The sequence below is a fragment of the Rhizobium sp. LEGMi-198b genome (assembly GCF_054114205.1).
The window spans coordinates 438,916-452,376 of sequence record NZ_JBSYVH010000002.1 but is presented as its reverse complement, the minus strand read 5'-3'; the positions used below and the strand labels follow the sequence as shown (position 1 = coordinate 452,376).

Below are 13,461 nucleotides of genomic sequence, written 5' to 3'. Positions count from 1 at the left end.
TGTGCATTTGGGGCCGGCAATGTTGGCGGTCCTTGTGGAGCGTTGGCTGTTTCCTCGGATATGCCAACGGATTTTCAGATCGAGAACGGTGCCTTATTCCGGGCGCTTAAACAGGAGAGGGAAATGAAAAACAATGTTCTGAAAGGCTTACTCCTCGCATCCAGCCTGCTGACCTCGGTTGGCTTCGCGCATGCGGCGGACGTGACGCTGACGGTTGAAAGCTGGCGCAACGACGACCTGCAGATTTGGCAGGAAAAGATCATCCCGGCATTCGAAGCCAAGAATCCTGGCATCAAGATCGTCTTCTCGCCGACGGCTCCGACCGAGTACAACGCATCGCTGAACGCCAAGCTTGAAGCTGGTTCCGCCGGCGACATCATCACTTGCCGTCCGTTCGACGCTTCGCTGGACCTCTTCAACAAGAAGCAGTTGTCCGACCTGACATCGCTGAAGGGTATGGATAACTTCTCGCCGGTCGCCAAGGCTGCCTGGACCACGGACGACGGCAAGTCGACCTTCTGCGTGCCGATGGCTTCGGTCATCCACGGCTTCATCTACAACAAGGATGCCTTCGACAAGCTCGGCCTCAAGGTTCCGGCGACCCGCGACGAATTCTTCGCAGTGCTGGACAAGCTCAAGGCTGACGGCACCTACATTCCGATGGCCATGGGCACAAAGGATCTGTGGGAAGCTGCAACCATGGGCTATCAGAACATCGGCCCGAACTACTGGAAGGGCGAAGACGGCCGCCTGGCTCTGATTTCCGGCAAGGAAAAGCTGACGGATGCTCCGTGGGTCGATCCTTACAAGGAACTCGCCAAGTGGAAGCCTTACCTCGGCGACGGCTTCGAAGCCCAGAGCTATTCTGACAGCCAGAACCTCTTTACGCTCGGTAAGGCTGCCATCTACCCGGCCGGTTCGTGGGAAATCGCGCTGTTCAACACGCAGGCTCAGTTCAAGATGGGTGCCTTCCCGCCGCCGGTCGCAAAGGCTGGCGACACGGCTTACATCTCCGACCATCCGGATATCGGCGTCGGTCTGAATGCCAAGAGCAAGCATGCGGAAGAGGCCAAGAAGTTCTTGAGTTGGGTCGCCTCGGACGAGTTCGCCAACATCTACGCCAACGCGCTCCCGGGCTTCTTCAGCCTGAACTCGCATCCGGTGAAGATGACCGATCCGCTCGCTCAGGAATTCGTTTCCTGGCGTGACAATCACAAGTCGACGGTTCGTTCGACGTACCAGATCCTGTCGCGCGGCACGCCGAACCTGGAAAACGAAACCTGGACGGAATCCGCCAACGTGATCAACGGTACGGACGCGCCGGACGCTGCTGCCAAGAAGCTGCAAGCCGGCCTCGACAAGTGGTACAAGCCGGCCAAGTAAGCCTGCTTTGACGTAAGTCGGGTGAGGGGCCTCGTGCTCCTCACCTTGTTCTACCGCCTGTGCATGCGGATAGAAGGACAGAGGTCATCGGTTGCTGCTTTCCCGCTTTTGATGGGTAAGTGCATGACGCGCCTTCATTATTTGTATGCCGATATGAGCCGCCGGACCCGCGGCTGTCGCGACACCACATCGAGCCGCGCCCGATATTGTTTCTCCATGTTTGGCCGGAGAGCCGGAACAGTGGGCGAATTGAACATTTGCGCTGCCGTCCCGATGCGTAGCCAATAAAAGCAGGCAGAAAGCCATGAGCAAAGCCAGTATATCAGCCGCTTTTGATGCGGTCCCGATCAAGCGCCAGAAGCGTTGGCATATCTTCGTTTTCCTTCTTCCGGCCTTCATCGTCTACACGGCGGTGATGATCCTGCCTCTGATCGAGACATTGCGGCTGTCGCTGTACAACGTCGTCGACAACCAATCGACCTTCGTGGGTCTCAACAATTTCAAAGTGTTGTTCGGGGATGATCGCTGGTCGCATGATTTCTGGAATGCGCTGCGCAACAATTTGATCTTCTTTGCCATCCACATGTGCGTGCAGAACCCGATCGGTGTCGCGCTTGCGGCGCTGCTGTCGCTGCCGAAGCTGCGGTTCGTCGCCTTCTATCGCACCGCCATGTTTCTGCCGACGCTGCTTTCCTTCGTCATCGTCGGTTTCATCTGGAAGCTTATTCTGTCGCCGCTCTGGGGTGTGGCGCCCGATTTGATGGGCATGGTCGGCCTTAAGTCGTTCTTTGCTCCCTGGCTCGGCAAGCCGGGCACGGCTCTCGTCACCGTCGCGCTGATCTCGGTCTGGCAATATGTCGGCATCCCGATGATGCTGATCTATGCCGCGCTACTGAACATCCCTGAAGAGGTGATCGAGGCGGCCGAGTGCGATGGCATCACCGGTTGGAGCCAGTTCTGGAAGATCAAGCTGCCACTGGTGCTGCCGGCGATCGGCATCATCTCGATCCTGACCTTCGTCGGCAATTTCAATGCTTTCGACCTTGTCTACACCGTGCAGGGCGCGCTGGCGGGGCCGGATGGTTCCACCGATATCCTTGGCACGTTGCTCTACCGCGTCTTCTTCGGCTTCCAGCTACAGCTCGGCGACCGCTCGATGGGCGCGACCATCGCCACGGTAATGTTCCTGATCATTCTCGCCGGCGTCTCATTCTATCTTTTCATCGTCCAGCGGCGCATCCGCCGCTACCAGTTCTGAGGAGAGGCGACGATGTCCAAGGCACGCACTTCCCTTGTCCGCTCCGGCCTCGTGCATCTGGCGTTGATCGCCTACACGTTGCTTGCCATCTTTCCGGTGTTTCTGACGATCATCAATTCCTTCAAGGACCGCGCCTCGATCTTCCGCGCGCCCCTGAGCATCCCAACGCCATCCAGCTTTAGTCTGATCGGTTATCAGACCGTTCTAAAGCAGGGGGACTTCCTGACTTATTTCGAGAACAGCTTCATCGTGACGATCGTCTCGATCGTCTTGACCCTGCTGTTCGGCGCCATGGCCGCCTTCGCGCTGTCGGAATACCGCTTCCGCGGCAATACGATCATGGGGCTTTATCTTGCGATCGGCATCATGATCCCGATCCGCCTCGGTACGGTCGCCATCCTGCAGGGCATGGTCGCAGCCGGCTTGGTCAATACGCTGACTTCACTGATCCTCGTCTACACGGCGCAGGGCCTGCCGCTCGCTATCTTCATCCTGTCCGAATTCATGCGAACCGTCTCGGATGACTTGAAGAATGCCGGTCGCATCGATGGGCTCAGCGAATACGCGATCTTCTTCCGTCTTGTGCTCCCGCTGGTTCGTCCGGCCATGGCGACGGTCGCCGTCTTCACCATGATCCCGATCTGGAATGACCTGTGGTTCCCGCTGATCCTGGCGCCGAGCGAGGCGACCAAGACGGTGACGCTGGGCTCGCAGATCTTCATTGGCCAATTCGTTACCAACTGGAACGCGGTTCTGGCGGCGCTGACGCTCGCCATCCTGCCCATCCTCATCCTCTACGTCCTCTTCTCACGCCAACTCATTCGCGGCATTACATCCGGAGCAGTCAAGTGAGCTCATCTCATAAGCCGATCCGCGTGTTGGTCGCCGGCCTTGGCAATATGGGCCGCAGCCATGCGCTTGCCTATCACAACAATCCCGGTTTCGAGATCGTTGGCCTCGTCAATCGCTCGAAGCCGAAGCTGGCTGATGAGCTGCAGGCTTATACGATCCATCCGGATTTCGAGACGGCGCTGAAGGAGCTGAAGCCCGATCTCTGCTCGATCAACACCTATTCAGACAGCCACGCGGATTATGCCGTCATGGCTTTCGAGGCCGGCTGCGACGTATTCGTGGAAAAGCCGCTGGCGACGACCGTTGAAGATGCGGAGCGCGTTGTGGCCGCAGCCGAGAAAGCTGGCCGCAAGTTGGTGATCGGCTATATCCTGCGTCACCATCCGTCCTGGATGCGATTGATTGCCGAGGCGCGCAAGCTCGGCGGTCCTTATGTCTTCCGCATGAACCTGAACCAACAGTCGAGCGGACCGACCTGGGAGACGCATAAGGCGCTGATGCGCACCACGTCGCCGATCGTCGACTGCGGCGTGCATTATGTCGACGTCATGTGCCAGATCACGGACGCCAAGCCGGTCGAGGTGCGCGGCATGGGTCTGCGCATGTCGGACGAGATCGCGCCGGATATGTACAATTACGGCCATCTGCAGGTGATCTACGAAGACGGTTCGGTCGGTTGGTACGAGGCCGGCTGGGGGCCGATGATTTCCGAAACGGCTTTCTTCGTGAAGGATGTGATGTCGCCGAATGGCGCGGTCTCAATCGTTATGGACCCCAACGCCAAGTCGGACGACATCGACACGCACACCAAGACCTCCGTCATCCGGCTGCATACGGCCGAGACCGGTCCGAACGGCAAGTTCATCCTTCCGGATCAGGATCTGCGCATGGACGGCGAGCCGGGTCACCAGGAGCTGTGCGATCGCGAACAGGCCTTCATGCTGAAGGCCATCCGCGAGGATATCGACCTTAGCCGCCATATAGCCGACGCTGTTCAATCGCTACGCATTTGCCTCGCCGCCGACGAGAGCGTGCGCACCGGCAAGCCCGTTTATTTGTAAGGGATAAGAGACTGTGGGATCGCTTCAACTGAAATCCATCCGCAAGGCCTATGGTACCCATGATGTGCTGAAGGGCATTGACCTCGAGGTGAAGGATGGCGAGTTCGTCATTTTCGTCGGCCCTTCCGGTTGCGGTAAGTCGACTCTTCTGCGCAGCATCGCCGGCCTGGAGGACGTGACCTCGGGAGCTGTTTTGATCAATGGCAAGGATGTGACGGTTACGCCGCCCGCCAAGCGCGGCATTTCCATGGTGTTCCAGTCCTATGCGCTCTATCCGCATCTGACGGTGAAAGACAATATGGGCCTCGGCCTGAAGCAGGCTGGCACCGCCAAAGATGAGATCGAAGGTCGTGTGGAGAAGGCGTCGAGCATGCTTTCCCTTGCCCCCTATCTCGCCCGTCGTCCCGCCGAACTCTCCGGCGGCCAACGTCAGCGCGTCGCCATTGGCCGCGCCATCGTGCGCGAACCGGAGCTCTTTCTGTTCGACGAGCCGCTGTCGAACCTCGATGCGGCATTGCGCGTTCAGACCCGGCTTGAAATCGCCCGCCTGCATCGCAGCCTGAAGGCAACGATGATCTATGTCACCCACGATCAGGTCGAAGCCATGACGCTGGCCGACAAGATCGTCGTGATGAACGCCGGCGCGATCGAGCAGATCGGTTCGCCGATGGAGCTCTATAACCGGCCCGCGAACATCTTCGTCGCCGGCTTCATCGGTTCGCCGCAGATGAACTTCATTCCGGCGGAGAAGCTCGAGCAGAGCGGTGCCAAGACCATCGGCATCCGTCCGGAGCATATCACTTTGTCGCGCGACCACGGCACCTGGGCCGCCAAGGTCATCCATGTCGAACATCTCGGCGCCGATACGATCATCTATCTCGAATCCAACCAAACCGGCCTTCTGACCGCGCGTCTTTTCGGTGAACACAAATATGAGCCGGACGAAACGGTCTATGCGACGCCGGAGACCAGACATATGCATCGCTTCGACGCAAACGATCGGGCCATTCGCGCGTAGGCGTCGGCATTTGGCATATTGAAGAGGGGTCTGCTTTGGCAGGGCCCTCTTTTTATTTGTCCAGCGATTGGCCCTAAAGTGATCCAGTCGTCCGGACGAATTTATGTGCCTGTCACAGAGGTGCGCTATCACTCGCTCAGTCAACACCAACAGCGAGCGCATCATGACAAATGCAGCAACCACTTATGCAACTTGGCATACCGAACCGAATGGCGACATTGCGATGGCGGAATCGCACAGCCCCTATTGGCGGCATTTCATCGAGAGCGTGCCGGAGCGGGATTTTTCGTCGAAAACGGTGCTGGATTTTGGCTGCAATCGCGGCGGCTTTCTGCGGCTGCTTCATGCGATGCGGCCGTTCCGTCGCGGCGTCGGCATCGACATTGCTTCGGAATCGGTTGCGGCGGCTGTGGCGGCCAAGGGCAACATGCCGCTGCAGTTTCAAGTCACCACCGATCTTTCGCCTTTTGCCGATAGCTTCGATGTCGCATTCAGCTATGAGGTCGTTTACCTGCTGCCGGAGTTGAAGCGGCATGCCGAGCAGATGTTCGAGGTCATGTGCAATGGCGGTGTCTATTACGCCGTCACCGGTTGCCACAACGAAATGCCGCTTTGGCCGAAGTGGCGCGAATTGATCGGCGGCAACAGCAATGCGCCGGTGCAGGATCGCTCTCCGCAGGACTATATCGATGCCTTCGCAGCCGTCGGCTTCGATGTTTCCGTTCGGCGTTTCGGCTACAACGGCTTCGTTAGCGGATCGAAGGATCGCAAATATTATCCGAGCGTTCTCGACGCGCTGAGCTATCCTGCTGAATACAAGCTCCTGTTCCGGCTCGAAAAGCGCATCTGATATGGAAACGATCGATCGCAAGAGCGGCAGTGCTCTCTGGCATCAGATCGGCGAAATCCTGGCGGCGGATATCGCCACCGGGACCTTTGCTCCGGGCGCCAAATTGCCGACCGAACCTGAACTCATGCAACGTTTCGGTGTTAGCCGTTTCACTGTCCGCCAGGCGCTCGGCCATTTGGAGCAGCGGGGATTGGTGCGCGCGGAGCAGGGGCGAGGGACCTTCGTTCACAGAGGGGCCCTCGACTATAGGCTCTCGAAGAAGACGCGGTTCTCCCAGAATTTGATCGAGCAAGGTTTCGAGCCTGGCGGCGAATTATTGATCCACGAGGTCGTCCCGGCATCCGAGCGTGTCGCGGCGCGGCTGAGGCTTGCGCTTGGCGCGCCGGTCATCCATCGCCGCGGTGTCATGACGGCGGATGGGGTGCCCGTCGAACTTGGCGACACCTACTATCCGGCTGACCGATTTCCGGATTTCGACAAGGCGAGGCTGCAATATCAGACCATTACCGCAGCACTCGCGAGCTACGGAGTCCACGACTATGTGCGCCTATCGACCGAGATCGAGGCGCGCATGCCGAATGCCGAGGAGGCGCGGTTGTTGCGGCAGCCGAAGTCAACACCGGTATTGGTCGTTCTCAAAGTGGATGTCGATAACGATGGTGCGCCCATTACCTATTCCGAGACTTTATGGTCGGCGGAGCGGGTGACCTTCAACGTCGATTTGGGATGAACGGCCTATCGATGGGACAGAATATTCACGATCTTGCCGAAGGGATCGCGGACGTAGAAACGCCGGACTCCCCAGGGTTCGTCGTTCAGATCGTAGACGATGTCGAGCTGCATCGACCGGGCGCGCTGATAGACCTGATCGACATCGTCGACCTCAATCGAAAGATCGGGCACGGTCGCGCCTGAGCCGCCTTCGCTGGCTATGCTGATCTGCGGCACAGTCTGCGCCTTCGAGGCAAAGGTGATGATCCAGCCGTGGTCCATAACGATATCCAAGCCGAGCAGGTCGCCATAGAAGGCGCGAGCGCTGGCGGGATCGGCCGCATGCAGATTGGGGACAATTCGCAGGACGGTCATGCGATGCTCCTTGCCGGAGGAATGGAGGCGGGCCTTTGCCGCCTCCACCATCTTAACTCAGACAGTCACCGATGGCAGCAGCTTGGCGCGTTCGCTGAGGATCTGCCGGCAGGCATTTGCCACTTCCTGACCCTTGATGACGAAATGCTGCTTGAAGAAATGAATATGCGCTTCCGTCTCCTGGAAATGATGCGGCGTCAGCACGGTCGAAAGAATCGGAACGCCGGTATCCAATTGCACGCGCATCATTGCATCGAGAACGGTGTCGGCAACGAAGTCGTGGCGATAGATGCCGCCGTCGACGACGAAAGCGGTCGCGATGATGGCGCTATAGCGGCCGTTGCGGGCGAGCGTCTGCGCATGCAACGGGATTTCCAGGGCGCCGGGTACATCGAAAATGTCGATGGGGGAGGCGCCTTCGGTCTTCTGCCATTCGGCGATGAAGGCATCGACGCACTGATCGACGATATCGGCATGCCAGCGTGCCCGGATCAACGCTATGCGGCCCGGCTGCGTAGAAATGGAAATGGTCATGAACTCTGCCTTTCAAGGGTTTAACTCAATATCCCTTGGGCGAACACGCAAGGCCGCAGAAGCCCCTTGCGCGAAGGAGCCGTCGACCCGGCTTGCTCTCTTCCATCCGGACTATACCGTCGGCTCCGGCCTCTCACCGGATCTGCTGACCCTTCCAGCGAACCGGAAGGCGCTCGCGGGCTCGGAGATCAGCCTCCATACCGCCGGTGGGGAATTGCACCCCGCCCTGAGAACGCCTGGACTATAATTGCGGTGCAACAGAAATCAAAGAAAAACGCCGGGCGATTTGCCCGGCGCTTGCGAAAAATCTGTCCAATTGCGCTGCTTATCAATCCTGGATGACCAGCAGATCGGAGGAGGCGAAGCGTAGCGTGACTTTCTCGCCGACGCTCGGAGGCATCATTCCGGGGCTGTTGAACATGTCGAAGGAAATGGTGTTGCCGCCGACATTCATGCGCGTGCGGATGACCGAACCCAGGAAGTGGGCCGAGGAGACTTCGCCGGTCAGAGCAGTGTCGCCCTTCGCCGATTCTGCCAGCGAGCCGGCTTCTGGGCGCAGCGCCAGCGATACGGTGTCGCCGGGCTTGTAGGCGGTGACCGACTGCTTCAGTGTCACACCCTGATCGCCGATCATGATGCGGTTGCTGTCCGGATCGACGACCTTGCCTTCGATGAGGTTCAGCGTGCCGACGAAGGAGGCGACGAAGCGGGTGGCCGGCGTGTTGTAGATTTCGAAGGGCGTGCCGATCTGGTCGGCGCGGCCGGCGTTCATGACGACGATGCGATCGGAGATCGACAGAGCTTCTTCCTGGTCATGCGTCACGAAAACGGTGGTGATGCCGAGCTGCTGCTGGATGGCGCGAATTTCTTCACGCAGCGATACGCGGATCTTGGCATCAAGCGCCGAGAGCGGTTCGTCGAGCAGGAGGACCTGCGGCTTGACGGCGATAGCGCGGGCGAGCGCCACGCGCTGCTGCTGGCCGCCGGACATTTGGAACGGATAACGACCGGCAAGATGATCAAGCTTGATCAGGCCGAGCATTTCCTTGACGCGCTTGTCGATGTCAGGCTTGGCAACGCCGGCGACCTTGAGGCCGAAGGCGACGTTGTCATGCACGGTCATGTTCGGAAACAGTGCGTAAGCCTGGAACACCATGCCGATGTTGCGCTGGTTCGGCTTCAGGGGACGCTGATCTTTGCCGTTGATCGTCAGCATGCCGGCGGTCGGCGTTTCGAAACCGGCGATCATGCGCAGAACGGTCGTCTTGCCGCAGCCGGACGGTCCGAGGAAGGAGACGAATTCTCCTTTCTCGATATGCATGGTGAAGTCATGGACGACCTTGGTTTCGCCGAAGGACTTCTTGATGTTGGTAAGTTCGAGAAAAGCCATGGTGTGAAGCCTCACGCCTTAATCGGAGCGGATCTGGAGAAACGGGAAACGAGCTGGAGAAGGCCCATGCTGAGCCAGGTTACAGCGAGTGCGATGATCGCCAGCGCCGAAGACTGATAGGCCTGATTGGCGCCGACGAGCTGCATATAGGGGCCGAAGGCCGGACGATTGAGCAGCGAAGCCATGGTGAATTCGCCCATGACGATCGCCAGCGTGATGAAGGCACCAGACAGAACGCCGCTCATGACATTGGGAAAAATGCAGCGGAACATGATGGTGGTCCACTTCGCGCCGAGGCTTTCTGCGGCTTCCGTCAGGGTACCTACATCGATCGTGCGCATCGCCGTATCCACCGAACGATACATATAGGGGAGCGCCAAGACAATATAGGAGCAGACGAGCAGAAAGTTCGTCGATTGCTCGAAGCCCGTCAGCGGCAGGATCGACGATGAATTGTAGAGACGCAGGTAGCCGAAGACGATCACGATCGCAGGAATGACCAGCGGCATCAGCGTAATGAATTCGACGACCGGGCGTAACTGTGGCAAGCGAAGCCGCACCCAATAGGCCGTCGGGACAACGAGCAGCATGCCGACGACAATGGTCAGCGCGGCCATGAGCATGGAATAGCCGAACGCATAAAGGAAGTGCGCATCGGAAAAGACCGATGCATAGGCATCGAAACTATAGGCATCGCGGCGCATGCGCAGCGAGAATTCCAGCGTGCCGATAAGCGGAACGATGAAATAGAAGGCGCCGATGACGACCGCGATCCAGGCGAAGAATTTTTGCAGCTTCATTTCTGCCACCGTTCTGCGCGCATGCGCATGATGATGTAGATGACGTTGGAAATGCCGGTGATGACGATCATGCCGAGAGCCATCGCATAGCCGAGGTTGGCGTTGTGCAGCACGTCGCCGCGGATCTGGGCATAGAGCTGGATCGGTATGATGTTCAGCGAGCTGCCAGTCAGGGCGATTGCGGTCGCAATGGCGCCGAAGGCATTGGCGAACAGCAGCAGCGTCGTGCCAAGCAGGCTCGGCCACAGGATGGGGAGTGCCACCATCAGCCAATACTGCCCATTGGTCGCCCCAAGGATCGAGGCCGCCTCGCGCCATTCCTTCTTCATACCGTCCAGGGCTGGCGTGATGATCAGAACCATCAGCGGAATCTGGAAGTACATGTAGGTGATCGTCAGGCCGACGAAGCTGTAGAGATTGAAGCCTGCATGAAAAATGTCGAAGCCAAGCCAGTTTTTCAGCAGCAGCGTGACGAGGCCCAGGCGACCGATCGTGGCGATGAATGCAAAAGCCAGAGGCACACCGGCGAAATTTGAAGCGACGCCGGAAAAAGTCAGGAAGGCATGGCGCACCCAGGCCGGAAGTCCACCCATGACCAGGGCCCAGGCCAGATAAAAGCCGATTAGTGCGCCGCCGAGCGCCGAGGCGACAGACACTCTGATGCTGATCCAGTACGAGTCCAAGATGGATTTTGTGAAAAGATCGCCGATGTTCTTCAACGTTAGGCTGCCGTCGGGCGTCAGAAACGCACCTGCGACCAGATAGATCGTTGGGAGTATGAGAAACAGAAGCGCGAAGATCAGGAAGGGCGCAATGCCCAGCCAATCGACAACCACGCGCTTATTGATCATGGGGGCGGTACTGATCGTTGATGTCGTGACGATGCTCATGATTGGCCCATTCCGCGGCGTCAAAAAAGGAAAACCTCCCCGCCGAAGCGGGGAGGTCATATTAGCTGAAATTACTGTACGTTCGAACCGACGACAGAATCCCACTTGGTAGTGATGGCGGTCTTGCCGGCAGCCTGTTCATCGAGCGTCGGGAAAACGGCCTTTTCATAGGCTGCTGCCGGCGGCAGCTTGTCGAGAAGTTCCTGCGGAACCTTCTTGTTCTTCGCCAGGTCGTTGAAGCGGATCGGGTGGCAATAGCCCTTCAGCCAGCCGATCTGGCCTTCGTCGGAATAGAGGAATTCCATCCAGAGCTTGGCAGCGTTCGGGTGCGGAGCGAAAGCCGAGATCGCCTGAACGTAAACGCCAGCGACAACGCCCGAAGCCGGAACCGTAACGTCAACCGGCGGGTTGCCGTTCAGGCTGTCGCGCCATGCGAGGCCGTTGTAGTCCCAGGCGACGACGATCGGGGTTGCGCCCTGAGCGAGCGAAGCGGACTTGCCGATGACCGGAACGAAGTTGCCAGCCTTGTTCAGCTTTGCGAAGTAGTCGAGACCAGCAGCGCCGACCTTGGCGGCATCCTTTTCGCCGGCAGCCAGGCCAGCGGCGTAAACAGCCTGTACGGCCTGGTTGGAGGTGCGCGGGTCGCCAGCGAGCGATACGGTGTTGGCGTATTCCGGCTTCTGCAGGTCAGCCCAGTCCTTCGGCGGGTTCTTCACGACGTCTTTGTTGGTGACGAAGGAGAGAACGCCGTAGTAGTCGCCATACCAGAAGCCGTCGGCATCCTTGGCGCTGTCCGGAATCGAGTCCCAGGTGGAGACCTTGTAAGGCTGCAGCAGGCCGTCCTTCTTGGCGGTCGGGCCGAAGGAGAGACCAACGTCGATTACGTCGGGAGCCTGCGGGCCGGTGTTGCCCTTGTTGGCGCGGATTGCTTCAACTTCATCGCCCGACCCGGCGTCCGGGTTCAGTTCGTTGACATCGATGCTGTACTTCGCCTTGAAAGCAGCGATGAGGTCGCCATAACCGCACCAGTTGTGGGGCAGGGCGATGGTGGTCAGCGTGCCTTCCTTCTTGGCGGCAGCGATAAGGTCTGCGCTCGGTTCAGCAGCAGCAATGGCGGTCGTAGCGACGAGCATTGCAGTGGAGAGCGTCAGAAGACGATGAATTTTCGAGGTCACTGGTATTCCTCCTTTTGGGTTTTCAGTGTCTGGCGTTGCTGTTAATGACGTTGCATGAAGGTTGTGTGACGGATTTCAATGGGTTGCGCTTCCTGAACATCGGAGATTTACTTTTATTCGCTAACGTTGACAGGCTTGTCTTGCCGGCCGATCCTTAGGTTGTAATTTTATACTTTCCTCCTTGCTAACCTAGCTTGCGGAACAGCCTTGTTTGCTCGAACAGGCCTTCAAGCGTTTTCATGCGCTCACTCGTCTCGTCCCAGGTTGAGCTTTGTACGGCTTCGATCAGCGCTTCGACGATGAAAAGGGTGACGACGGAGGAATCCCAGGCCGAAGGCGCTTCGATCTGCACGCGGAATGTGTGCTTTGCATATTTGACGGCAGGGGTCGCCCATTGGTCGGTGAAGACGATGATCTCGGCTCCGCAACGCCGGGCGGCGGCGGCGAGGCTGACCATTTCCTGCTCGTAGCGCCTGATATCGAAGATCACCAGCAAGTCGCCGGGATTCATGTTCAAAACATATTGCGGCCAGGAACTGGAGTTGGAGGAGAGCAAGGTCGTGTTGGGGCGGATGACCTGCATGTGAGTAAAGAAATATTCGGCAAGCGCGCCAGTGATGCGTCCACCGACGAAATAAAGCCCGCGTTTGTGCTCCGATAGCAGCGCAGCGACGTTATCGAAGGTGGCTGCATCGATATCCGTCAGGGTCTGGCGGAGATTGCCCATGATGGCGTCAGCAAAGCGGTTGAGGATGTGCGTACCGGGAGCATTGGACGCCCAACGGTCGTGTTTGGTGAGCGGATTCGAGATGGTCGCTTCCACCTCCTGATGGAGGCGAGACTGAAAGTCCGGATAGCCCTTGAAGCCGAGTTTCTGCACCATGCGCGCCACTGTCGGCGTGGAAACCCGCGCATTTTCGGCAACTGTCGTAATGCTGCCCAACCCCGAAACTGGGTAGTTGTCGAGCAGGCTCTTGGCGAGCTGCTTTTCGGCGCGCGTCAGCGCGTCGAATTGGGCATTGATTACGTCCGAAACTGTTTTCGACGCATTGCTCACTCTATTTTTGCTCCCCGGGACGGTCTTATGCCGGTCTCCTGGAAGGAATATAACTACGCTGTCACATTTCGAGTCAATGTCACAAATGAAGAAATAATTTCAGTTTC

At 58.4% G+C, this 13,461-nt stretch carries 14 protein-coding genes and 1 riboswitch; of the genes, 7 read left to right on the top strand and 7 right to left on the bottom strand.

The window, feature by feature from the left end; translation table 11 throughout:
• Positions 1–123: 123 nt before the first annotated feature.
• The 7 genes from ACXHXG_RS08865 to phnF all read left to right on the top strand — a co-directional run bounded on the left by ACXHXG_RS08865 (position 124) and on the right by phnF (position 7,152).
• Positions 124–1,383: an ABC transporter substrate-binding protein gene (locus ACXHXG_RS08865; protein ID WP_104823613.1), complete on the top strand. Its 1,260-nt coding sequence runs from the start codon at positions 124–126 to the stop codon at positions 1,381–1,383.
• Between the two features lie 304 nt (positions 1,384–1,687).
• Positions 1,688–2,641: a carbohydrate ABC transporter permease gene (locus tag ACXHXG_RS08860; RefSeq protein ID WP_104823612.1), complete on the top strand. Its 954-nt coding sequence runs from the start codon at positions 1,688–1,690 to the stop codon at positions 2,639–2,641.
• A 12-nt stretch (positions 2,642–2,653) separates the two neighbouring features.
• Entirely contained in the window at positions 2,654–3,493 is an 840-nt protein-coding gene (locus ACXHXG_RS08855; protein WP_104823611.1) for a carbohydrate ABC transporter permease, read from the top strand.
• Positions 3,490–4,554 carry a Gfo/Idh/MocA family protein gene (locus tag ACXHXG_RS08850; RefSeq protein ID WP_457899056.1) on the top strand — a complete coding sequence of 355 codons (1,065 nt, stop codon included), beginning with the start codon at positions 3,490–3,492 and terminating at the stop codon, positions 4,552–4,554. Before ACXHXG_RS08855 ends, ACXHXG_RS08850 begins: the two co-directional genes overlap by 4 nt.
• Before the next feature lie 13 nt (positions 4,555–4,567).
• The gene (locus ACXHXG_RS08845; protein ID WP_283051099.1) at positions 4,568–5,572 is read left to right on the top strand and encodes an ABC transporter ATP-binding protein; all 1,005 of its coding nucleotides are present in this window, start codon (positions 4,568–4,570) and stop codon (positions 5,570–5,572) included.
• Between the two features lie 163 nt (positions 5,573–5,735).
• The gene (locus tag ACXHXG_RS08840; protein WP_457899055.1) at positions 5,736–6,422 is read left to right on the top strand and encodes a class I SAM-dependent methyltransferase; all 687 of its coding nucleotides are present in this window, start codon (positions 5,736–5,738) and stop codon (positions 6,420–6,422) included.
• A 1-nt stretch (position 6,423) separates the two neighbouring features.
• Complete coding sequence (gene phnF / locus ACXHXG_RS08835) at positions 6,424–7,152, top strand: phosphonate metabolism transcriptional regulator PhnF (RefSeq protein ID WP_457899054.1); 729 nt, start codon at positions 6,424–6,426, stop codon at positions 7,150–7,152.
• Between the two features lie 5 nt (positions 7,153–7,157).
• On the opposite strand, the gene ACXHXG_RS08830 is transcribed toward phnF, so the two are convergent.
• From ACXHXG_RS08830 to ACXHXG_RS08800, 7 genes are all read right to left on the bottom strand, one after another.
• Positions 7,158–7,508, bottom strand: a complete 351-nt coding sequence (locus ACXHXG_RS08830; protein ID WP_104825143.1) for a VOC family protein — start codon at positions 7,506–7,508, stop codon at positions 7,158–7,160.
• Between the two features lie 57 nt (positions 7,509–7,565).
• Positions 7,566–8,042 carry a 6,7-dimethyl-8-ribityllumazine synthase gene (locus tag ACXHXG_RS08825; protein WP_104823606.1) on the bottom strand — a complete coding sequence of 159 codons (477 nt, stop codon included), beginning with the start codon at positions 8,040–8,042 and terminating at the stop codon, positions 7,566–7,568.
• Positions 8,043–8,132: 90 nt separating this feature from the next.
• Positions 8,133–8,280: riboswitch (FMN riboswitch) on the bottom strand.
• Positions 8,281–8,370: 90 nt separating this feature from the next.
• Positions 8,371–9,432, bottom strand: a complete 1,062-nt coding sequence (locus tag ACXHXG_RS08820) for an ABC transporter ATP-binding protein (RefSeq protein ID WP_104823605.1) — start codon at positions 9,430–9,432, stop codon at positions 8,371–8,373.
• 11 nt (positions 9,433–9,443) lie between these two features.
• Positions 9,444–10,232 carry an ABC transporter permease gene (locus tag ACXHXG_RS08815; RefSeq protein WP_104823604.1) on the bottom strand — a complete coding sequence of 263 codons (789 nt, stop codon included), beginning with the start codon at positions 10,230–10,232 and terminating at the stop codon, positions 9,444–9,446.
• Positions 10,229–11,122 carry an ABC transporter permease gene (locus tag ACXHXG_RS08810; protein WP_104823603.1) on the bottom strand — a complete coding sequence of 298 codons (894 nt, stop codon included), beginning with the start codon at positions 11,120–11,122 and terminating at the stop codon, positions 10,229–10,231. Before ACXHXG_RS08810 ends, ACXHXG_RS08815 begins: the two co-directional genes overlap by 4 nt.
• 71 nt (positions 11,123–11,193) lie before the next feature.
• Positions 11,194–12,297, bottom strand: a complete 1,104-nt coding sequence (locus ACXHXG_RS08805; protein WP_104823602.1) for an ABC transporter substrate-binding protein — start codon at positions 12,295–12,297, stop codon at positions 11,194–11,196.
• A gap of 184 nt (positions 12,298–12,481) precedes the next feature.
• Positions 12,482–13,354, bottom strand: coding sequence for a MurR/RpiR family transcriptional regulator (locus ACXHXG_RS08800; RefSeq protein WP_283051089.1), 873 nt, complete (start codon positions 13,352–13,354; stop codon positions 12,482–12,484).
• Between the last annotated feature and the right edge of the window lie 107 nt (positions 13,355–13,461).